The organism is Flavisolibacter ginsenosidimutans, assembly GCF_007970805.1.
In the GTDB taxonomy this organism is placed as follows: domain Bacteria; phylum Bacteroidota; class Bacteroidia; order Chitinophagales; family Chitinophagaceae; genus Flavisolibacter; species Flavisolibacter ginsenosidimutans.
Genome location: NZ_CP042433.1, coordinates 4,134,220 through 4,154,410 on the forward strand (window position 1 = coordinate 4,134,220; position 20,191 = coordinate 4,154,410).

Here is a 20,191-nt window from a genome sequence, read left to right on the forward strand (position 1 = left end):
GCGATTCAAAGGTTTATTCCGCCGGGTGACCGCCTTCTCGCCTGCGATCTTCCAAAATGGGTTTTGCTTTTAATTCTACGGCATATCCCAGATCATCCGATAACCGATTATCTACGTCGTTGCTCACCCAATGGCGTCCTTCTTTTTTAAGTGTAATGTGCTGTGGCGGGCTTTGCTGGGGATTGCCCCTGTAGCTGGAAAGTTGAGCATGACACTCTCTTCCACCTTGCACCTGCACATCGTAATGCGCCAGGTGACCATCGAACAACACTGCTGCTGTAACTTCCATAACTCTTCGTATTTGGTTCAACCCCAATAAACCAAGAATGATGCCTGTCCGCCTGTTGAGTTTGTGGAATTTGTGCTGCACTTATTCTTCCTCAGATTGCTCCTCATTTTGAGGCTGCCCGTCCTGCTTTTGCACCGCAGTGCCCCGCTGCCGTACAATTTTATCGCCTGTATCCTGCGCGCCTTCGTAGGGGCCTTCTATTTTCCCCTTTGCCTTCAGGTCATTCTCCACTTGCCCGTTGCGCAAAATGCCGCCTTTGTTTTCTTTCGTTGCCATATCGTTTTGTTTACTTGTTTGACTTGTTCACTTCTTGTAACCCAATTTGAAAGTGTGTCATCTTTTGTGCCGAACACGTACACAAGCGAACGTGCAAACAGGTGAACAGTTTAGCCTACCGTTCCCGATTTGAGCATGATGCGTTGCATCGCGTCGAAAACCGCTTTCCAGATAAGGCCAAAAAAAGTTTGCGTGGTTAACCGTGCGGTCTTCACGCCAATGGCTTTGCGTTCTTCCCCGTTGTATGGATTGGCGGGATAAATGGCAAACCTGTTCAGAATTTTGTTGAGAAATTTTCGCGGTGAGTTACGTCCTGTTTCGTCATCGCGTTTGCGAAGAATGAGGGAAAGATCGCGGTAGCGCATTTGCACATCGGCCGTTGCTTCAAAGTCTTCGCCGCGCACAAAAAAGTTCAGGCTGTCTATTTGCACCGACGGCACTTCTACATTAGCAAGTTTTGAGGCCACCGGATTGATTTGACTGGCTGCAATGTTTTGCACGTTTCCTTTTACGTCAAATTTTCCGTCGGCCGAATCCAGATAAAAACGAAAGAAAGCTTGTACCGGGCTACCGAAAATTTTGCCGGAACCCAAGGCCGTACTTACGGGGTTTTGTTTGATGAGCGCCGGATCGTTTACAATGTTGTCAACCGTTACATTCAAGTCGCTTAAATTAATCGTGCCTTCTTCCCGCGTTATTTCGTCTTTTTCGGTAACCGCAATCTGCATGTTACGGGCCACGAATTTTTTCATGTCAATCACCGCATCGGCTCTTAGCAACACCTGGTGCGGATAACTGCCGATTTTGCTTCTGTAATTCCGTTCGCCCAATTTGTCCTGGTAGATGGAAAGCGTTGGTGATTGAAAAACGGCGCTGTCGGCTTCGGCGCGGTTGAGGCGTAGGTAACGGTCGAGGCGAAGGCCATTGAACGTAACGCGGTCAAAGGTTAACGTGTACCAGGACTTGCGAAAGCTGTCCACACGTTCGTCGTTCTTCAGCGTTGGCTGAAGTTTAAAACTATCTATCTGCAAACGACGCTCTGCAGAATTATACACGATCCATTCGGCCTTAAGCTTGTAGGTTGAATCGGCTGTGCGGAACTTGAGGTCGTGCATCTTCAACGAAAAATTTTCCACGTAACCAATGCGGCTCGTGTCGGCCAGCGATGCGCTGTCAATGCGGATGTTTTGAAACAGCGCATCGCAGCGGTCGAACTGCAATTTTGCGGCGTCAATTTCCTGGTTGTTTTTGTACAGCAGCTTTATTCCTTCAAGGTTAATGCGCTTCACGCCAATGGCGTTAATCTTGGAACGAAGCACTTTCCACAACGGCTCTTTGTTTTTGGTAACGTTTGTAGCAGTGTCTCTTTTTTTAAAATTGCGCAGCAGGTTTATGTCTGCTTCCTTGGAAGAGATTTCGTCAATGAAAATTTTTTTGCCAAACACGAGCGAGAAAACACCAATGCCTTTAATGCTTGCTTCGTTCAGCTTCAGTTGCATAACCAGTGCAGGCAAGGCGTTGCGGGCCTTCAGTGTTTCGTAACGAGTGCTGTCAACGGTAATTGACAGATTTTTTACTTCAACGTTGCCACCAAAAAGATTGGTGTGCAAATCGCCGAGTGTGTAAGTATATAAACTGTCCGAACCTTCAACGATCAAGGTATGCAAGCGCTTGCGCAGCACGGGTTCTACAAAAAAATTGGCTAAGACAAAAAGCGTAGAAAGAAAGAGCAGAAACAAAACCGCTGCAAGTAAAAAGATGCGTTTGACGGTTCGCTTTCGCTTTTGTTGTTGCATGAAAGCGGTGTTGCCAAAGCTGTGCCACTAACCCATTACAAAACGGTAGCCGATGCCTTTGATGGTGATGATTTCAATGGCGGGATCGTGTTTTAAATAGCCGCGAAGCTTGGTGATGTACACGTCCAGCGTGCGGCTGTTGAAGAACGAATCGCTGCCCCAGAGAAGCGTGAGGATTTCGCTGCGCTCAACAATTTTGTCACGGTTCTCGTAAAGCAGTTTTAATAATTCGCTTTCGCGATAAGAAAGCTTACGGCCTTCGTCGGGATGATTGAGCGTTTGCCGCTTCATGTTGAAGGTGTAAGCGCCGATGTTCACTTCGTCCTGCTCTCCGGTTGCAACAATCTTGTGTCGCAGCACATTTTCGATGCGCACAATCAGTTCTTCCATGCTAAAAGGCTTGCGGATGTAATCGTTGGCGCCGGTTTTAAAGCCGCTTACCACATCGGCTGTTTGCGATTTGGCACTCAGAAAAATAATCGGCACGTCGGTGTCTTTGTCGCGTATTTCATCGGCAATGGTAAAGCCGTCTTTGTTGGGCAGCATGATGTCGAGTACGCAGACATCAGGTTTGATTTCGGAGAACCTTTGAAAAGCCTTGCCGCCGTCTTCTTCCAGCACTACTTCGTACCCGCGGCTTTCCAGTGTTTCGCTGACGATCTTGGCAAGAAAGGTTTCGTCTTCCACGTACAAGACTTTTGTTTTCTTCATGCGATAAATTTAGGAAAGAAGATTGTGGATTCGTGCGCAGACTCTCAAGGCAATCTTTAAGCAAACGTAAATAAGGTAATAAGGTTTAGTCCATCACAGGATATACAGTACTATTAAGATGATAAGGTTTACGTCACCTGTTTGCAGACCTTATCACCTTAGTAGTCGCATTGATTTTGAAACTAGTCTTATTCCTTTGTAGTAAGGAGGAATCATACAAACAAAACCTTATTACCTTAGTAGAGAGGCGCATATTTTGCCTAACCAACCTTATTCGCTTATTAAACTGCTGTTATGAGAATTGAATACCACAACCTTTACACGCATCTCATTTTTACGACACAAAACCGCTTCCCCATAATTCAAGAAAAACACCGCGAACGAATAGACAAGTACATCACCCGAATTGTAAACAACCATCATTCAAAATTATACAGCATTTACGCTAATCCGGAACACGTTCACATTTTGTTATCTCGTTCACCGCATCTGTCAGAAGAAGATATGGCAACTATTGTTACAGATAGTTCTGCAAAATTTATAAACGAGAATTCTTTGTGTCAAGGTTTGTTTGCGTGGCAACAATCCGCGTCCGCCTTTTCGGTTTCAAAATCCGATGTAGACAAGGTTTGCAAATACATTTTGGCTCAGCCAGAGCATCACAAGAAAGTGAGTTTTGCAGAAGAATACAATGCGTTCTTAAAGCATTACCAACAAACGATTAAATGGGAGATAAGGAAACGGGCTAGTGATGCGAGAACGTGGAAACTCTACCAAGGTAATAAGGTGTCCTCTCTTCAATTGTTGATTGCTACTAAGGGAATAAGGTACTGCCATCACTGTTGTCATCATGCAAAAGCAATCCGTTTACACCGCTCACCCCTGAAGGCTTCCTTCCCGCTTGAAAGAACGAAAGGAAAACGCCGCTTCGCTTTTCGGTAATACAATCACAAACCGGCTGCCGCCGCCCTCGTTCGTTTCTACCGCAATGGAGCCTTTGTGCTGTTCCACCACATGCGCCGCGTAGCTCAAACCAAGACCGTAGCCTTTCGCATTGTGTACATCGCCGTGAGGCACGCGAAAGAATTTTTCGAAAATGCGTTGGCGGTATTCCGGCGGAATGCCCACGCCGTTATCGGCCACCGTCAATTGCAAAGCATCGCCGGCATCGTTCACGTTCACATCAATTACCGGCTTGTCGGTTGAATATTTCAGGGCGTTGTCGAGCAGGTTAAACAACACGCTTTGCAGGTGCAAGCGGTCACCTTCCAGCGTTGTTTCGCCTTCCGAATGAATGTTGACGACGGCCTTGCGTTTTTCAAATTGCAGCCGCATGGAAGCCGCCACTTCATCCACCAATTGCCGCAGGTTTACGGGTTCGTATTTTAATTCAATCTCTTTCTTTTCAAACATCGAAAGCTTCAGAACTTTGTCCACCAGCAGCGAAAGCCGTTGCAATTCGTTGGCCGAAATATCGAGGTACTCTTTTGTTTTTTGCGGATTCATTGAAGCGCCGAAACTGCGCAGGGCCTCAAGCGCCACGCTAACCGTAGCAATGGGCGTTTTTAATTCGTGGGTGATGTTGGAGATGAATTCGTTTTTGATATCGGCTAGCTTGCGTTGACGCAAAAGATTGCGGTACAAAAGCAGGAAAGACAAAATGGTAAAGCCTACCAAAAACACCGAAAACAAGATGGCCGACGAAATGCGTTTGAGTAAATAAGGCGATGTGTTTTCTAAACTGAGACGGTACGTGATCGGGTGCGCAAAGCCAAGTGTTACTTCGTTGAAAACGGGTTTGTCGGAACTGTCTTTTGTTTCTACGCGGCTTACGCGGAACGGCACGTCTATCTTTTGTTCGGTCAGCCGTTTGCGGTAGGCGGCTTCTACTTCTTTTACACGGATGGAATCTTGCAGCGAATCCACATCCGACAAGAATTGCAGGATGCGGTTTTGGCGCGGCGACATAACCCGGTTGAACACCTGCAGGCTGTCGCCGTGTGTGCGAATCATTACGCGGCGGTTTGTACTGTCGCTGGTTCGTTGCATGATGACGTTCATCATGCTGATCATTTTTTCTTTGGGGAAAACATGCAGGTGGCGCGGCTTTGCACTCAGTTCGTTTTCAAAAATGAATTTGGCGTTGTCCGAGTCGGAGGCAAGCTTGTCGAGCTTGAGTTTGGCGGCTTGCAAACCCAGCAGCGTTTCCCGAAACTGCATGTTGGTGCTGCGGTCCAGCGTACGTTCTTCCCGCTCGTAGGTTTTGCTGAGCCAGTAAACCTGGAAGCCGGCAATGGCCAAAATGGTCAGCACCATCAAGGCAGGCAACCACCGTTTGTTCATCATTGTGCGCATTCAAACAAAAATAACTCTTTCGTTTGCCGTTCGTCACTTCCTTAACGATTATTAACCCTGTTTCAACGGCGGTTAACGCGAAGCCAAACGCTTGCACTTATTTTTGAATAAACGAATCAACATGAAAAAGTTTTTCCTGATAACCGCCACGGCTTTTGGCCTGTTTGCACAAGCGCAAACCAAGGAAGGAAAAGTGGTGTACGAACGCACCGTGCAGTTAAGCAACCTGCGGCTTGGCGGCGGCAACCTGCCTCCCGAAATTCAGGCGCAGATGGCTAACCTTCCCAAGAGCCGCACCGATCAATTTGAGTTGCTGTTCACACCCGAACATTCGCTCTACCAATTTCTGCCCAATGCGGCGGACGATGGAGGCAATCAAACGTTTGCTGCCGGGGGCATGATGATTCAAATGCGCGGCGGACAAAACACCACTACTTACGTTGATTTTGCCAGGGCCACGCAAATAGACCAACGCGAGATTATGGACAAAAGCTTTGTAGTAACCGACACGCTCACGAAACTGCAATGGAAGCTAAGCGAGGAAACAAAACCCGTTTTAAACTTTACCGCACACAAAGCCACGGCCACCACCATCAACCAGCGTCCGCGCATGACGATGGAGAACGGGCAGATGAAACGCGAGATGGTAGCGGACACGGCGAAAGTAATTGCCTGGTACACGACCGAGGTTCCTGTGCCCGCGGGTCCGAACTACGCCGGACAATTGCCCGGATTGATTTTGGAGCTTGATGTAAACAACGGGCAAAGTGTAACGAAAGCCATTGAGTTTTCGCCAAAGGTTGACCCCAAAAAGATAAAAGTGCCCAACGACGGAAAGAAATTAACCGCCGCGGAGTTTGGAAAGGAAAGAGAGAAGATGATGGAAGAAATGCAGAAGAACATGCCGCAGGGAGCAAGGTTTAGAATGCAGTAAGAAAGTTTTGAAAATACTTTTTGCAAACCTCAATTGGCTGTTGCTGATTGAGGTTTTTTATGCCCTTCATTGTTGCCATGAAGTTTTGTTGTGTCGTTCTTTTCTGCGTTCTTATCGCTAACAGCATTAAGCTGCTATTTGAATTAGTATCTCTTTTATATTATGTTTGGCGCAATCTAAAAATAATATCAATTCAACGTAGTATGAACAGCACTGCCAAAGCCCTACTGCTTTCCCTTTCCCTTTTTTCAAAAGCCAAAGCACAAAATGTTTTTCCACAGAAAGTCGAAGGCTGTAACACTTCTCAATTCTGTTTGGATTGTGGAGAGGTACAGGCAACCTACGATGCCGATGCATTCAAGGATATATCCAACAAAATAAATGCGAAGTACAATTTTAAAAACGGCAAGGGTAGCGTTGCGTTTCAGGTCTTAGTTGATTCTTTCGGAAAGGGATGCGTAATTAGCCACACAGATGCTATGAACAGTCAAATATCCAAGGATTTAATTGTTTTATTAAATGGCTGTAAATGGCTTCCTGCAAAAGACGCTAACAAGGCAACAAGTTCTTCTATAAATGTCGTATTTGAAGTGTCAAACGGACAGTTGGCAGGATACATACAACGAGTCGACACAAAGGCAATGAGCGAGAACATGAGCAACCCTGGAACACCAGAAATTTTCAACAAGCATTACAAATACAAAAACGTATCGCTGCCTTTATATGAAATCACAGTCTTGCAAAAAGAAAGTTCTTCGCTGCCAAATAACATGAGTATCCATTCCGTTGTAGATAAAAACGATATTGTTTGGTATGGAACATATAACGGTATTGTTCGGTTTGACGGAAATAAAATAATTCGACTCGATAAAAGTAATTCGCCTTTTGAAAAAGAAGAATCAATCAGTGCAATTGCAGTGGACAACGAAAACAACAAGTGGATTTCGTCAAACAATTCAATTTACAAGTTCAACAATGGTAACTGGACGAAGGTTGATTCGACAAAAACCGGATCTGGATGGACAAGAAACATAGTAGCTGTCGAAAACGGTGAAGTTCTATTTTGTACAAACAAGGGCTTGGTAATTTATCATAATGATCAATGGAGTCTGCTTAACCAAAAGCGAGTCAAGCAACTTCCTTCAAATGAAATTCTTTACGCCTATAAAGATAAAAAGCAGAGGTTGTGGGTTGGAACATACAAAGGTTCTATCATGATCGATGTAAACAATCGCATTACTGAATTCAATCAGAGTAAGACGCCGTTAAATCAAATATGTATATCCAAGGCCGTTGAAGATAGCGATGGTAATATTTATTTCGGACTTTATGATTATGAGCGCAGTCCGGTTCGAGACAGACCCAGAGCAGGTATCGCTGTATTTCGAAAAGACGGAACATGGATTCATTACAACGATACAAACTCAGGTCTTCCTGCTAACACAATTAATTCAGTTTTGTTCGACAAGTTTGAAAATGTTTTATGGATTGGAACAAATGATGCTGGCCTAGTAAGATTTGACCTAAAAGATATGTGGGAAAATTATCACAACTTAAACTCCAAAGTGCCTAGTTCATATACATTTGATCTATCGCAGGATTCGAAGGGTAACATATATGCATCGACATTTAACGGTATGATGAGACTCAGGAAAAAATAATTTTCCTGATTTTGCAAAAAGGTGTAAGATAAGTTGCTTACTTCAGCACCTCCTCAAACAACTTCAATACCCGTTTGTATTCATCGGTCCAACTGCTTGGATCAACAAAGCCGTGATCTTCCACGGGATAAACCGCCAGTTCCCAGTTGTTCTTTCCCAATTCAATCAGTCGTTGCGTAATACGAACGATGTCCTGGAAATGTACGTTTTGATCTACCATGCCGTGGCACATGAGCAAGTGGCCTTTCAAGCCCTCGGCATAATAAATGGGTGAACTGCGTTTGTAAGCAAGGCTGTCGTTGTAAGGCTCGTTCAAAATGTTTGACGTGTAGCCGTGGTTGTAATGCGCCCAATCGGTAACGCTGCGCAGGCCCGCACCGGCGGCAAAAACACCGGGCTGCGTAAACATGGCCATTAAGGTCATAAAGCCGCCGTACGAGCCGCCGTAAATGCCGATGCGTTTTGGATCAACGTTGTGAGTCTTCACCAAATAGTTTGCACCGTCAACCTGGTCGTCCAAATCTTTTCCGCCCATGTGCCGGTAAATGCCCGTGCGCCAATTGCGGCCGTAGCCTTCGCTGCCGCGGTAATCAATGTCCAACACCGTATAGCCGCCATCGGCCAACAAATTGTTGAACATGTATTCGCGGAAATAAGTGCTCCAGCCCTTGTGCACGTTTTGCAAATAGCCAGCGCCGTGCACAAATATTACTGCGGGTTTTGTTGCGGCCTGTGTTGAAGGTTTGTACAACCGTGCATAGACCGTTGCGCCGTCACGTGCGGTAAACGTTACAATTTCCGGGTCACGCCACGGATAGGATTTGAGCTCCTCTGACATTGCGAGGTTCGTTATCTGCTGAAGTTTTGCGGTTGCTTTTGTTTCCTGCAAATACAACTCCCACGGCTTGTTGGAATAGGAATACAAAACCGCCATTGTTTTCTCATCGGGCGAAAGCGTAAAGCGGCTGATGCCCGCCTGCGACGTAAGACGTTCCACTGTACCGCCGTTTACGCTTATGCGGTAAACGCGGTAATCACCGGGATGCAAGTCGTTGGCCGTGTAGTAAATTATTTTCCTGTCTTTCGATAATTGCAGGTTGCTGATTTCATAAGCACCCTTCGTGAGTTGCGTTTTCGTTCCTGTATTTATATCCACCTTGTAAATGTGCGAGTAGCCATCGGCTTCACTTTGAAAAAGAATATTGTTCTCGTCTGTCCAAATGGGTGAAGAAAAAATTCCGGGACCGGCTACCCAGGCTTCGTCGCGTTGACGGTCAATATTTTTCAACGTGCCCGTTGCCGGATCGAGCAACATGATCCAGCGATCTTTGTTATCGGCGGAGCGAACATCAACAACGGCTTTTGTTCCCTCGTCGTTCCAAACCGGCCCGCGAAAATTCACACTTCTCGGCATTGGTTTTTTTCTTCCTGTGTCTTTCGACGGATAATCTTTTACGTAATCGGGTAAATCATAAAGTCCCGGGATGCCGTCGGCCTTTACCAAAAGCACGGTGTCTTTTTCTCTGTCGAAAATGTATAGTTCAGTTGCGCTTTGCGGCGCACCTACTTTACTTCTTCCGTTAATGTCGGTTGTAAATCCCGTTTCGGTAACGTAGTTCGGCACGATGGTGTTCTTCGCGTTGGCGGGTTTGAACAAACGATACGCAACAAAACGTCCGTCGGGAGAAACAACGCTGCCAAATACGTTCTTGTCTTCGGTATAAATGCTGCGCAATTCTCTAGGCTTGCTGCGTTTGGCAATGGCTTCTGCTGAATCTCTTCTTGCCTTTCTTTCACGCAATACTTGCGACATGCGCAAGGCATCCTGGCTCAACCATTTTTCCTGTGCGTTCAGCGGCGCTTCTTTTTGTGCCGTGCCGCGTACAAAATTGGTAAGCTGCGCCGTGAGTCCTGAGGCGATGTCAAAAGCATAAATGTTTTGCGCACGGGTAAAAGCAATCTTCGCATCGCGTTCAATAAACTGCGGCGAGTTTTCGGCTTCCACTGTTTGCGTAACGCGGTGTTCACGCTTCTGGGCGTCCACGTAAAAAAGATCGCCGTCTTTGGTATAAGTATAAGCCGTTTTCGCCGTGTTGTACACGATGCTGTTAAACGAAGGAATGTTTTGCTGCATTTGCACCGTTGCTTTCTTCGGTGTTCTGTCGCTTAGTGTGATGTAATAAAGCGAATCGCTTTCGGCCTTGTCGGGGTTCCAGGAAAAAAACAAGTAGCGTCCGTCAGCGCTCCAATAAGGATTGGATGGCGAAGTGCCCATCCATTTGGGATCACGCATGATTTTTTCAACCGTGAGAGGCGTCAGGTTTTTTTGCGCAAAAACAATTGTGGAAAACAAAAGCAGCGACAGGGAAAAGACAATCTTTTTCATAACAGCAAAACTTGTAAAGCGGCTAAAATAAGGAAAGATAAGCGGGTTCAGCCTTGCACTCCGTTACCGCATACGATGAAAATTGTTTTACGTTGGGCAAAACTTTTCTCTCTTTCCTTTTACAAACGGAATTGTTTTTGCTGCTCAGTTTTATTAAACGTTTTGCCGTGAAGAAAGATTTGTGGAAACTGGATATTGAGCAACTGCAAACCCTTTACAGGGACGAAAACAAGGAACTGGAAAACCGGCTTCTTTCTGGCTCTTCCTGGGAGGACGTAAGTGACCTCCGGCACCAGATTGGCGAACTCTCTACGGTCATCTACAAAAAATTAAATGCATCCCATTTTGACCATCCGGCCGAGAAATCGAGAAGGAACGAATAACCTGTGCTGCCTGTTTGTTTTGGTTATTCGCTAACGGCTGTTTCAATCACCGGCGGTACCACCAAAAACTCAACTGGCTGCGAAGCATTTTGCAAAGCGTCTTTGTATTTTTCTTTTAACCGGCGTTTGATGTTTCCAAGGTAACCCGGAACCGGTACTTGCTCGCGGTCGAGCGGAACGGCTTCCATCAGGTCGTTGCCAATGTACATCATGAGCTGCATCTGTATATGCATAATTCTAAGATTGACGGCTAAGATAGAAGGGGTGTTTTGTCCGCACAAGCAGAAATTGCCGTTTACAGTAATTAAGGAAAAAGATTTAGAAAAACTACGTAAAACCACTGTGTGGGATTTTTACCGGAAGCGTAAAACGAAAAGATTTTAGGGCCGCTCTCCTCATTCCCGTTGCTTTACATTTGTACCCCTAAACGATGAATATGAAACGCATTCTCCTGCTATCTTTTTTTTCTCTTTCTGCAACGCTTGGTTTTACGCAGCGCGACAAACAGCCCGGTGTTTCGCCGGTTTACCGCGCTACGGCCGAACGCATAAACGATCTTGTTCACACAAAACTTGACGCAAAATTCGATTACCAGAAGCAACAGCTTAACGGCAAAACCTGGATTACCCTGAAGCCGCATTTTTATCCCACTGATTCGCTTCGCCTTGATGCAAAAGGCATGGACATTCATGAAGTAGCGGTGGTAAAAGGAGTGAAGAACAATTCACTGAAATACGATTATGACGGTTTGTTTTTGAACGTTCATCTTGACAAGACCTACCGCAACACCGAGCCTTACACAATCTACATTTCCTATACCGCTAAGCCAAACGAGTTTAAGGCAAAAGGCAGTGCCGCCATCACCGATGCAAAAGGCTTGTACTTTATAAATCCTTTGGGCGAAGACAAAGAAAAGCCCACACAGATATGGACGCAAGGCGAAACGGAAGCCACGTCGGTTTGGATACCGACGATTGACAAGCCGAACCAAAAAACAACGGATGAATTTTACCTGACCGTTCCGGCCAAATACGTTTCATTGAGTAACGGCAAATTGGTTTCGCAAAAGACAAACAGCGACGGAACCCGCACCGATTACTGGAAGATGGACCAGCCGCATTCGCCTTATCTTTTCTTTATCGGCATCGGCGATTATGCCGTAATAAAAGACAGTTACAAAGGCAAGGAAGTAAGCTATTACGTTGAGAAGGAATACGCACCGGTGGCCCGCCGCATCTTTGGCAACACACCGGAGATGATTGCGCTGTTTTCCAAACTTACAGGGGTTGATTATCCCTGGGTAAAGTATTCGCAAATTGTGGGACGTGATTACGTGAGCGGCGCCATGGAAAACACAACGGCTACGCTTCACGGCGAAGGGGCTCAACAAGATGCAAGGGAACTATCGGAACGCAACCGCTGGGAAGATGTGATTGCCCATGAACTGTTTCACCAGTGGTTTGGCGATTACGTGACCACCGAAAGCTGGAGCAATATTACATTGAATGAATCTTTTGCCACACTGGGCTCGCAACTTTGGAACGAGTTCCATTACGGTAAAGATGCCGGCAATGAAGAACGCTATAATTCAGCCAAAGGCTACTTGGGCAGCCACAGCGAAAACAAAAACCTCGTTCGGTTTTATTACAACGACAAAGAAGACGTGTTTGATGCGGTGAGCTATAACAAGGGCGGCGCCATTTTGCAAATGCTGCGCAAGTTTGTTGGCGACAGCGCCTTCTTTAAATCGCTCAACCTTTACCTCAATACGTACAAGTATAAAAACGCCGAGGCACAACAACTGCGACTTGCCTTTGAAGACGTAACCGGCAAAGACCTCAACTGGTTTTTTAACCAATGGTATTACGGCAGCGGCAACCCCAAGTTGAACATTACTTACGGTTATGATGCAGCAAGCAAGCAGGCAACGGTAATTGTAGAGCAACAGCAGGAAGGCGATAAAATCTTCACCTTGCCGGCAAGCGTTGACGTGTGGACGGGCAACACGCCAACACGCTACAACGTTTGGGTAAAGGCCAAGGTGGACACGTTTTATTTTCCCGCTTCTTCAAAACCTTCGTTCGTAAATTTTGATGCGGATAAAATTTTACTGGCCGACAAAACGGAGAACAAATCGCTGGACGATTATGCTTTCCAGTACAACCATGCCGGCAATTACGTTGACCGCCGCGAAGCCATTGATGCGGCTACAAAAAAACAAGCCGAAGTAGGCGGTGTGCAAATCATGCTGGCGGCGGTAAAAGACAACTACGCACCCTTGCGGGCTTACGCCATCAGCAATCTTGACATGAGCCTGGCGCAAGTAAAGAACGCGGCAGAGGCGCCACTGGCCGAAGCCGCAAAAGATGCGAACCGGAGAGTAAAAGCAGCCGCCATCGGCAAGCTGGGTCAATACAAGTTTGCCAAATATGCGCCGCTTTTTAAAGCTGCCGTAAACGATTCGTCTTATTCCGTTGCCGGCGCTGCGCTGGAAGCGCTGAACAAGGTGGACACAACTGCGGCCTTTGACGCGGCCAAGCAACTGGTGAAAGGAAAAGTAAAAGGCCGGCTTGAAACGGCGACAAAAAACATTATGAGCGCAAGGGACAAAGGCGCTGCCCTGAAACTGCTCTCTGATTACGAAGCCATGCCTTTTGGACAGAAAAAGTTTCAGGCGCTCAGCGGTGTTTTTGAATTGATAAGCGCTACGCCGGACACCGAAATTTTTAAAAAAGGCGTAGATGCTATTCTGGGATTGGAAACCGCCCTTCCGGAAAACATTCGCGGGCAGGTGATGCCGCAGATCTATACGGCCCTTCGTGAAGTACAAAAGGAAAAAACCGAAAACGGATTAACCGAGCAAGTGAATTACCTAAACAGCAAATTGCCGAAAGACAACAAGAGCGGTTTCTAGGTTTTTTGCATGACACGTCATTCCCCAAAAGTGCAGTCTTTAGGCTGCACTTTTGTTTTTGTGTTACCGGCTGCATAACTACTCTCATAGTCCGTTGCGTCGCACTCTTCATCGTTCAGAACTTTAGTCATCATCTTGGAATCATTCTTCAATACTCAGTCTTTACCGGCGGCACCGCCTTTCACTTGTCATGCTGGGTACAAGACTTCTGTGCACAGCTGCTTTTCTCACAGCACATTCATCAAAACGCACAACGCCCAGTTCCCCTCACCGGATGGCAAGCGAGAGCCGATACTGTAGCGGTCGGGTTGAACGGTGAACTGCGGGGCAAGGCTGCGGTATAAAATTTTCTATCTGCCTTTCATTATTTCTTTTTCTTTGCGACTCACGTGCCGGGCCGCTCCAAGCGGCCCGGCACGTATAAACAACAGATTATGGCATTACTCGAAAAGTATTTGTTTGTAAAAGAATCAACCATCCCCGGCGCAGGCAAAGGCTTGTTTACAAAGATTGACATTCCCAAAGGCACCCGCGTTGTCGAATACAAAGGCCGAAGAACCGTTTGGAAAGAAGTGAAAAATGATTCCACCAACTATTACATCTACACCATTAACCGCAACAACGTCATTGACGCACGACGCACTCTTTCGGCTCATGCCCGTTATGCAAACGACGCGAAAGGATTAACCCGCATTAAGGGCATTACCAATAACGGCGTGTACGTAAACGAAGGCAACCGTGCGTTTATTGAAACCACAAAAGACATCCCGGCAGGCGCCGAAATACTGGTGGATTACACAAAGCCTTACTGGGACGTGATGAAAGAAAACCTGCGGGCCGACGGCAAATGGCCGGTGAAAAAAGGCATGACAAAAAAAGCTGTGACAAAGAAAAAGGCGGCTGTGAAAAAGAAGGCAACGAAATAATGAATAATAATCAATAATGAATCATGAGTGATGTTGATGTGCTTGCAGATGCGTAATCACAATTGAACGGCCTCTAACTTTAGGAACGCATTCGTTACTCATCACTCGTCATTCTCTTCTTACACCGTACAACCGTCCATCAATACCAAAAACGGCGCTACGTAGCAACTCAGTACCCTCGCGAAAAAACGCGTTTGTTGTTCAGCCATGGAAGTTGCCAGATATTTTTTTAAAGGACCCGGTTTTAACTCTACTTTCTTTTGGTGCAGTTGCATAAAATGCGGCATAGCCTCCTCAATTTTTTGCACCAGTGTTTCCTGCGTATCGGTTTCCGAGATGCCCACCACCACACCCGCGGCCGTTTCGTTGATGGCTTCTTTTACAAGGCTTTTTTCGTTGAAGATGGAAAAGATTGGTTTGCCCGAAAAGATGTTGTTGTAAACCTTCGAAGCATTGTAGTCCGCGTCCGAAGATCCCGGGATAAAAAGAATGTCGGCGTGCATGATGGTGGAAAGCGCCGAGAAGTAAGGAATGCGCTGCGGCACTTCGGTAATGAGGTGTTCGATCTTTAATTCCTTCCCGATTTTTTCCACCGGCTTCTTATTGACCGACATCGAATAATTGGTGCCGATGAAATAAAAATGATAGGCCTCTGTATTGGGTACTGCTTTCTTGAACGCGATGAAGAAAGCCTTTATCAACGGCAGAAAAAATTTGTTGATGGCGCCCATGTACACCACGCTTATTTTTTTGCCGTTGATGATTTCGGGTGTAATATTTTTTTGCTGCACTAACTGAAAGTCTTTGTCCGAAAGACCAAAAGGAAGCAGGAGCGAAGGCCGGCTGTCAAGGGCGTGATAACGGCTTTTCAGGTTATCAATATAAGCTTGCGAAACCGACATCAGCCCCGCGGCGTAAGGCATGGTGTAGGCTTCCAGTTTTTTGTTTAACAAATAAGTTAACCAAAACTTGGGCGGCCGTTGCGATTTGGGTTTGGTAAGAAAGAAATCGTTCCGCCAGGGATCCTGCATGTCCACCACAAACGGCACCCCGAATTTTTTTTGCCAATAGCGTCCCAATGCGCAAACGTGAAAAAGCGTGGTGGAGAAAAACACGAGGTCAAATTCGCGTTGGCTTAAAAGCTTACTGCCCGCTTTTTTAAAATGATAGTAAGAGCGCAAAGACAAACTACCAATGCCGAGACGCCGCGTGAAGCTTTCGGGCCAGGCTTTTATCTTGTGCACTTCAACGTCGGAAGGAATGGTTTCGTTCAGCAAAGCATCCTTGTAACCCGAAACAAATTTATCGTCCACGCAAAGCACTACAGGCTCCCATCCCAAGTCTTTGTAATAAGGTAAACTCATGCGCACACGCTGCATGTCGGGTGCGTTTACAGGCGGGAAATGGGGTGAGATAATCAGAACCTTTTTCACTCAGTTTTTTTTAACTGCGTCGTACAGCGTTCGCATCCAGCGGTAGCGGCCGGAAAGCTTTTTGCGCAACGTAGCCGGTGTATCTTTTTCATAAACGCCAAACCGGCGCAAGGCCAGTTTTGTTTCAAAGGGTTGGTAAATGCTTAACCCGTAGTGGTAACCGGCCGATGATAAAACGGTTCGGTAGTCATCTGGCACCGAGCCAAAAGGATAAGCAAAAGAGTAAACGGGCCGGCCGGTAATGTCTTGCAAAAGTTCTTTGCTCAGTCTTACTTCCTGTCTTAATTTTTCCGTGCCCGATAAATTTTTCAGTTGAACGTGGTGATGCGAATGCGATCCCACTTCCATGCCCAGGCGCACCAGCTCTTTTAAGTCCTCCTCGTTCATCAGTTCCATTCTTTCGGCGCCTTTTTCCACATCCCAGGCATTGTAACCGCCAATGTAAGCCGTGGGCATAAAAAAAGCCGCTTTCAGCTTTCGCTTGACGAGTTCGGGTACGGCAAAGTCCAGAAGGTGTTTCGCACAATCGTCGAAGGTAAGAATGACCTTGCGGGAAAAACCGCCGCTCTTTTTTTGCTCTGTTAATTCGGCAAAATGCGTGGTTTGGTACTGTGCCTCTTCTAAGGTATCCAGCAATTGCAAAAACGCCTTCCGGCTAATGTACCAATTAGCCAGTGAGCCTCCCGCTGAATCGGAAACGCAGTGAAGCATGGCAAGGGGTGGTACTATTGGGGTTAACGGGTGCATGGGTTACTAAAATAATGTTTTTTACTGTTGAGGCTTTTTAATTCTCCAGGCCAGCAGGATTTGTTTAAAAATATCTTTTAACTGTAAATGCCTCTCGTACACCGGAAAAAAATCAGTTGACGCGATTTGGCCGATGCAAGTTTTACGGCAACGGCTGCTGGTACTCAAATTGCAGGCCTTAGGGCAAAAACCATGCAATTCATGACAACGATTTCTTTTCGCTTTGTGCCCGTTTTCTTAAGCCTTATCAGCGGCGTCGTTTTGCTTTCTTGTACCAACAATTCGAATACGGCAACGGCCAATGAAGTTACAAAGGATGATACCGCCATCCACCAGACCTTAAGCCGCGACTCGCTGGAAAGAGAAGCCGAATTAAGCTTTATTGATGCCTGCGTTGAAAGCAGCAAGGCCTCAAGCAAAACCACGTTAGGCGATGCAAAAGCCTATGCGCATTGCAAGTGTGTAATGGAAGGGATTAAACAGAAATACGGCAATACCGACAGTACAACCATTGCCGGTCTTCAAAAGGATACGGCGGCCATGACAAAAATTCTTCGGCGCTGTAAATGATTTGTGCCAGTCGCCTCTTGCGTTTACAGTCGATGGTTTTAACCAAACCGTTTTTCTTTGCTGAATGATTTTGGCCAAAGCCTGTGCGTTTGGTTTTTCTTTTTTGTTTTTTTGTCTGACGATGAAGGCGCAATCAAAGAATTCGCCTGTAGGCGAATATTACCTGCGCGGCGTGATGGAAACTGCGTCGGGGTTTACGCTTGACAGCGACAGTTCCTTTCAATTCTTCTTTTCATACGGTGCGCTCGATCGCTATGGCAAAGGACACTGGCGGGTGCAAAACGATACGCTTGTGTTGGACAGTGAAGCGAAGCCTCTCTATGATTTTAAGTTGCTTGTTGCCAACAAAATCGCTGACGATAAAATTACCGTGCAGATAAAAGAAAGCGATGCTTCGTTGTTTCGCTATTTTCATTGCAGATTATTTGGAAACGGCAAAATGCAGGAAGGCATAACAAACGAAAAAGGCATTGTTGTTTTTCGTTCGCAAATGCTAGACAGCCTTGAACTTGCATTTGAATTTTGTCCCGAAAAGAAATCAGTCTTTGTAATAAAGAAAACCTTGCACAATCATTTTGTGTTTGCGCCCGAGCCTTGGTTGACGGAAGTTTTCTTTCAAAATTTTCGCTTGCACTTTACACCCGAAGGTTTGGAAGGCGGCCATCCTTTATCCAATAAAAGTTCTTTCCGTTACGAAAAGCAACAGTGAACAAAAACAATTCACACGCCTTCACGAACAATAAAATTTTTGGCACTATTTTGTTTTCTGCTTCTGTAGAAAAAAAGAATTCACTCATGGAAAACAGAAAAGAAACCGGTGCAGAAAAAAGAAGAAGAAAGATTGTTGCCCGTCCCGTATTGGTGCGTTCCGAAAAGCCAGGGCAAGTGGCCAGCGCCAGCTATAGCCGTGAACGCAGTGCCTCTCCATTCTGGAGAGCCGCGTAATTGAGATGTACAACAAAGAAATTATTTTTCATCACAACGATCCCGGTGTTTATTGCTGTACAAGCTGCGGCAACACCTTGTTTGAAGCCGCGAAAAAGTTTGACGCCTGCTGCGGGTTCCCTTCGTTTTGGTTGCACGTTGAAGGCGGTGTGAAACTTCGGCCTTTGCACACGTACGGCAGAAGCAGGACACAATTGCTGTGTGTCCGTTGCGGTACGCATCTCGGCCATCTTTTTCAAAACAAATACACACCAAACGGACTTCGTTACTGCGTAAGCAAAAACGCCATCGTACTTGAGCGATGAAGTAGAACGCAACAACGAGGATGCGGTCTGTTTCTTGCACCGCATCGTTACAGGAGACAAATTTTATGGCAAAGCCAAAAGGCTTGTACGTTCTGCTCGGAGCCTTGCTGACTGTTGTAGGTGCGGCCGCTTATGTGGCCTACCGTACCCGCAGCGTACCCACTCCGCGCCGCCGCTGGTGGCGCTTTCACCGGCCCGGTGCGCGGCGGCTCAGGGGCAATGCCTGTGAGCGAATGCAGGGTATTTACAGCATTGAAAAAGGAACGGAAATTTTTGGCGACACGGCCGTGGTAAAATGCAGTTACACAATTGAACACCGGCGAAAAAATTTTCACCTTTCGTTCTTCTGTCAAAAGAACGGGACCTATTTTGTTTGCGAAGCAAAAGTGCGCAGAGGCGCCGTTCTTTTGTACGGCTATTGGCGCAAAGCAAGCAGCAACGGCACGGGCCTGGTGCATTTGGTGATGAGCAAAACAGCCGGCGCAACGGCTTTGCTGCAAGGCGGTACAACGCAAACAATGCTGCTGCAAGGCCGCTTTGGCAACGACAACAAAAGGCCGCATCAACCGCTCCTGTTGCGTTACAAACACGCACTGCCGCCAAATGATTCTTTTGAAATTATTGGTCACCGCGGTGCGGCACGCAACGTGGATTTTTTGCCCGTGTCGGAGAACTCGCTGGCCATGATGAAAATGGCCGCAAGGCTTGGCGCTACCGGCGTGGAAATAGACGTGCGCATGACCAAAGACGGTGTGCCCGTAATTTTTCACGACAGCTTTTTGTCGGTGCATACGGTGAAGGACAAAATTTACGGCGGCCTGATTCACAATTACACGCTGCGCGAATTAAAAAGGATGCGGCTGCGCAAAGGTGGCGTAATGCCAACGCTCGATGAATGCCTTCACACCCTCTTGCATAAAACCCCGTTGCAAACCGTTTGGCTTGACATAAAAAAAGAATGCAACCTGGAGATCGTGCAACAATTGCAGGAACGTTACCTGCAAAGAGCCACAGCGTTGGGACGGAAGTTTTTTATTTACATCGGCATACCCGACAACGATGTGCTGAAATGTTTTGTGCAACTGAAAGGTTATGAAGAAATTCCGTCGCTGGTTGAAATGAATCCCGAGGTCGTGATGAACGTAAACGCCAATGTATGGGCGCCGCAGTACACTGGCGGCTTTCAACCGGAAAACGTGGCGGTCATGCACAGCGCGGGAAAGAAAGCCTTTGTCTGGTCGCTTGACAGTCAATTTTTGATTGACCTGTACATGTCGGAAGGAGGCTTTGACGGCCTTGTTACCAACGCACCGTCGGTGGCAGCCCATTGGTATTACGTCCTTGCAAGCCGCTTTGGTTTTAGCGGCAACGAAACAAAAGCAATTGCCGTACAAGGTTAATCATTCAACACGCTTGTTGTGGTAAAGTGCGGGCATAAGACAGAGCGGTTCTTTGCTGCGTAGCGGGACGAACGTACAGGAGTGCGACGCAACGAAAGCTCAATGGTAGTTCAACAGCTAAGTACATAAAAGAAAAGCTCAATCAGAAGAAATGATTGAG

Annotated in this window: 20 protein-coding genes; 11 read left to right on the forward strand and 9 right to left on the reverse strand. The window is 46.6% G+C overall.

Features of this window, described 5'->3' with window-relative positions; all coding sequences use genetic code 11:
* Positions 1 to 13 precede the first annotated feature (13 nt).
* From FSB75_RS17600 to FSB75_RS17615, 4 genes are all read right to left on the reverse strand, one after another.
* Positions 14 to 289, reverse strand: coding sequence for a hypothetical protein (locus tag FSB75_RS17600; protein WP_146790171.1), 276 nt, complete (start codon positions 287 to 289; stop codon positions 14 to 16).
* 81 nt (positions 290 to 370) lie between these two features.
* Positions 371 to 565 (reverse strand): hypothetical protein, encoded by a 195-nt coding sequence (locus tag FSB75_RS17605; RefSeq protein ID WP_146790173.1) that lies wholly within the window; start codon positions 563 to 565, stop codon positions 371 to 373.
* 110 nt (positions 566 to 675) lie between these two features.
* Positions 676 to 2,361, reverse strand: a complete 1,686-nt coding sequence (locus FSB75_RS17610; protein WP_146790175.1) for a hypothetical protein — start codon at positions 2,359 to 2,361, stop codon at positions 676 to 678.
* Positions 2,362 to 2,388: 27 nt separating this feature from the next.
* Positions 2,389 to 3,072 carry a response regulator transcription factor gene (locus FSB75_RS17615; protein WP_146790177.1) on the reverse strand — a complete coding sequence of 228 codons (684 nt, stop codon included), beginning with the start codon at positions 3,070 to 3,072 and terminating at the stop codon, positions 2,389 to 2,391.
* Between the two features lie 294 nt (positions 3,073 to 3,366).
* On the opposite strand from FSB75_RS17615, the gene FSB75_RS17620 reads away from it, so the two are divergent.
* Positions 3,367 to 4,014: a transposase gene (locus tag FSB75_RS17620; RefSeq protein ID WP_146790179.1), complete on the forward strand. Its 648-nt coding sequence runs from the start codon at positions 3,367 to 3,369 to the stop codon at positions 4,012 to 4,014.
* On the opposite strand, the gene FSB75_RS17625 is transcribed toward FSB75_RS17620, so the two are convergent.
* On the reverse strand, positions 3,949 to 5,427 hold the full coding sequence (locus tag FSB75_RS17625; RefSeq protein WP_146790181.1) for a sensor histidine kinase: 1,479 nt from the start codon (positions 5,425 to 5,427) through the stop codon (positions 3,949 to 3,951). The genes FSB75_RS17620 and FSB75_RS17625 overlap by 66 nt on opposite strands.
* 121 nt (positions 5,428 to 5,548) lie before the next feature.
* On the opposite strand from FSB75_RS17625, the gene FSB75_RS17630 reads away from it, so the two are divergent.
* Positions 5,549 to 6,361 (forward strand): GLPGLI family protein, encoded by an 813-nt coding sequence (locus tag FSB75_RS17630; RefSeq protein WP_146790183.1) that lies wholly within the window; start codon positions 5,549 to 5,551, stop codon positions 6,359 to 6,361.
* A 203-nt stretch (positions 6,362 to 6,564) separates the two neighbouring features.
* On the forward strand, positions 6,565 to 8,022 hold the full coding sequence (locus FSB75_RS17635) for a ligand-binding sensor domain-containing protein (RefSeq protein ID WP_172623204.1): 1,458 nt from the start codon (positions 6,565 to 6,567) through the stop codon (positions 8,020 to 8,022).
* A gap of 37 nt (positions 8,023 to 8,059) precedes the next feature.
* Here FSB75_RS17635 and FSB75_RS17640 read toward each other — a convergent pair whose 3' ends face one another.
* Positions 8,060 to 10,408 carry a S9 family peptidase gene (locus tag FSB75_RS17640; RefSeq protein ID WP_146790187.1) on the reverse strand — a complete coding sequence of 783 codons (2,349 nt, stop codon included), beginning with the start codon at positions 10,406 to 10,408 and terminating at the stop codon, positions 8,060 to 8,062.
* A gap of 167 nt (positions 10,409 to 10,575) precedes the next feature.
* Between FSB75_RS17640 and FSB75_RS17645 the strand changes: the two genes are divergently transcribed.
* On the forward strand, positions 10,576 to 10,791 hold the full coding sequence (locus FSB75_RS17645; protein ID WP_146790189.1) for a hypothetical protein: 216 nt from the start codon (positions 10,576 to 10,578) through the stop codon (positions 10,789 to 10,791).
* 23 nt (positions 10,792 to 10,814) lie between these two features.
* On the opposite strand, the gene FSB75_RS17650 is transcribed toward FSB75_RS17645, so the two are convergent.
* A complete protein-coding gene (locus FSB75_RS17650; protein WP_146790191.1) occupies positions 10,815 to 11,024 on the reverse strand; it encodes a hypothetical protein in 210 nt (69 codons plus the stop codon).
* 203 nt (positions 11,025 to 11,227) lie between these two features.
* Here FSB75_RS17650 and FSB75_RS17655 point away from each other — a divergent pair, with 203 nt between their 5' ends.
* The gene (locus FSB75_RS17655; RefSeq protein ID WP_227990627.1) at positions 11,228 to 13,705 is read left to right on the forward strand and encodes a M1 family aminopeptidase; all 2,478 of its coding nucleotides are present in this window, start codon (positions 11,228 to 11,230) and stop codon (positions 13,703 to 13,705) included.
* A gap of 434 nt (positions 13,706 to 14,139) precedes the next feature.
* Positions 14,140 to 14,631 carry an SET domain-containing protein gene (locus FSB75_RS17660; protein ID WP_146790195.1) on the forward strand — a complete coding sequence of 164 codons (492 nt, stop codon included), beginning with the start codon at positions 14,140 to 14,142 and terminating at the stop codon, positions 14,629 to 14,631.
* A gap of 119 nt (positions 14,632 to 14,750) precedes the next feature.
* Here FSB75_RS17660 and FSB75_RS17665 read toward each other — a convergent pair whose 3' ends face one another.
* Together FSB75_RS17665 and FSB75_RS17670 are read right to left on the reverse strand one after the other, a co-directional pair.
* Entirely contained in the window at positions 14,751 to 16,064 is a 1,314-nt protein-coding gene (locus FSB75_RS17665; protein WP_146790197.1) for a glycosyltransferase family protein, read from the reverse strand.
* A complete protein-coding gene (locus FSB75_RS17670; protein ID WP_172623205.1) occupies positions 16,065 to 16,775 on the reverse strand; it encodes a polysaccharide deacetylase family protein in 711 nt (236 codons plus the stop codon).
* A gap of 237 nt (positions 16,776 to 17,012) precedes the next feature.
* Here FSB75_RS17670 and FSB75_RS17675 point away from each other — a divergent pair, with 237 nt between their 5' ends.
* From FSB75_RS17675 to FSB75_RS17690, 5 genes are all read left to right on the forward strand, one after another.
* Positions 17,013 to 17,381 (forward strand): hypothetical protein, encoded by a 369-nt coding sequence (locus tag FSB75_RS17675; RefSeq protein WP_146790201.1) that lies wholly within the window; start codon positions 17,013 to 17,015, stop codon positions 17,379 to 17,381.
* Between the two features lie 64 nt (positions 17,382 to 17,445).
* Positions 17,446 to 18,090, forward strand: coding sequence for a hypothetical protein (locus FSB75_RS17680; RefSeq protein ID WP_146790203.1), 645 nt, complete (start codon positions 17,446 to 17,448; stop codon positions 18,088 to 18,090).
* 86 nt (positions 18,091 to 18,176) lie between these two features.
* The gene (locus FSB75_RS21875) at positions 18,177 to 18,326 is read left to right on the forward strand and encodes a hypothetical protein (RefSeq protein WP_172623206.1); all 150 of its coding nucleotides are present in this window, start codon (positions 18,177 to 18,179) and stop codon (positions 18,324 to 18,326) included.
* A gap of 5 nt (positions 18,327 to 18,331) precedes the next feature.
* Positions 18,332 to 18,631: a peptide-methionine (R)-S-oxide reductase gene (locus tag FSB75_RS17685; RefSeq protein WP_146790206.1), complete on the forward strand. Its 300-nt coding sequence runs from the start codon at positions 18,332 to 18,334 to the stop codon at positions 18,629 to 18,631.
* A 65-nt stretch (positions 18,632 to 18,696) separates the two neighbouring features.
* The gene (locus tag FSB75_RS17690; RefSeq protein WP_172623207.1) at positions 18,697 to 20,031 is read left to right on the forward strand and encodes a glycerophosphodiester phosphodiesterase; all 1,335 of its coding nucleotides are present in this window, start codon (positions 18,697 to 18,699) and stop codon (positions 20,029 to 20,031) included.
* The last annotated feature ends 160 nt before the right edge of the window (positions 20,032 to 20,191 follow it).

Coding starts and splice junctions, on each gene's coding strand:
- FSB75_RS17600 (WP_146790171.1), bottom strand. CDS start 289: ATGGAAGTTACAGCAGCAGTGTTGTTCGATGGTCACCTGGCGCATTAC.
- FSB75_RS17605 (WP_146790173.1), bottom strand. CDS start 565: ATGGCAACGAAAGAAAACAAAGGCGGCATTTTGCGCAACGGGCAAGTG.
- FSB75_RS17610 (WP_146790175.1), bottom strand. CDS start 2,361: ATGCAACAACAAAAGCGAAAGCGAACCGTCAAACGCATCTTTTTACTT.
- FSB75_RS17615 (WP_146790177.1), bottom strand. CDS start 3,072: ATGAAGAAAACAAAAGTCTTGTACGTGGAAGACGAAACCTTTCTTGCC.
- FSB75_RS17620 (WP_146790179.1), top strand. CDS start 3,367: ATGAGAATTGAATACCACAACCTTTACACGCATCTCATTTTTACGACA.
- FSB75_RS17625 (WP_146790181.1), bottom strand. CDS start 5,427: ATGCGCACAATGATGAACAAACGGTGGTTGCCTGCCTTGATGGTGCTG.
- FSB75_RS17630 (WP_146790183.1), top strand. CDS start 5,549: ATGAAAAAGTTTTTCCTGATAACCGCCACGGCTTTTGGCCTGTTTGCA.
- FSB75_RS17635 (WP_172623204.1), top strand. CDS start 6,565: ATGAACAGCACTGCCAAAGCCCTACTGCTTTCCCTTTCCCTTTTTTCA.
- FSB75_RS17640 (WP_146790187.1), bottom strand. CDS start 10,408: ATGAAAAAGATTGTCTTTTCCCTGTCGCTGCTTTTGTTTTCCACAATT.
- FSB75_RS17650 (WP_146790191.1), bottom strand. CDS start 11,024: ATGCATATACAGATGCAGCTCATGATGTACATTGGCAACGACCTGATG.
- FSB75_RS17655 (WP_227990627.1), top strand. CDS start 11,228: ATGAAACGCATTCTCCTGCTATCTTTTTTTTCTCTTTCTGCAACGCTT.
- FSB75_RS17660 (WP_146790195.1), top strand. CDS start 14,140: ATGGCATTACTCGAAAAGTATTTGTTTGTAAAAGAATCAACCATCCCC.
- FSB75_RS17670 (WP_172623205.1), bottom strand. CDS start 16,775: ATGCTTCACTGCGTTTCCGATTCAGCGGGAGGCTCACTGGCTAATTGG.
- FSB75_RS17675 (WP_146790201.1), top strand. CDS start 17,013: ATGACAACGATTTCTTTTCGCTTTGTGCCCGTTTTCTTAAGCCTTATC.
- FSB75_RS17680 (WP_146790203.1), top strand. CDS start 17,446: ATGATTTTGGCCAAAGCCTGTGCGTTTGGTTTTTCTTTTTTGTTTTTT.
- FSB75_RS21875 (WP_172623206.1), top strand. CDS start 18,177: ATGGAAAACAGAAAAGAAACCGGTGCAGAAAAAAGAAGAAGAAAGATT.
- FSB75_RS17685 (WP_146790206.1), top strand. CDS start 18,332: ATGTACAACAAAGAAATTATTTTTCATCACAACGATCCCGGTGTTTAT.
- FSB75_RS17690 (WP_172623207.1), top strand. CDS start 18,697: ATGGCAAAGCCAAAAGGCTTGTACGTTCTGCTCGGAGCCTTGCTGACT.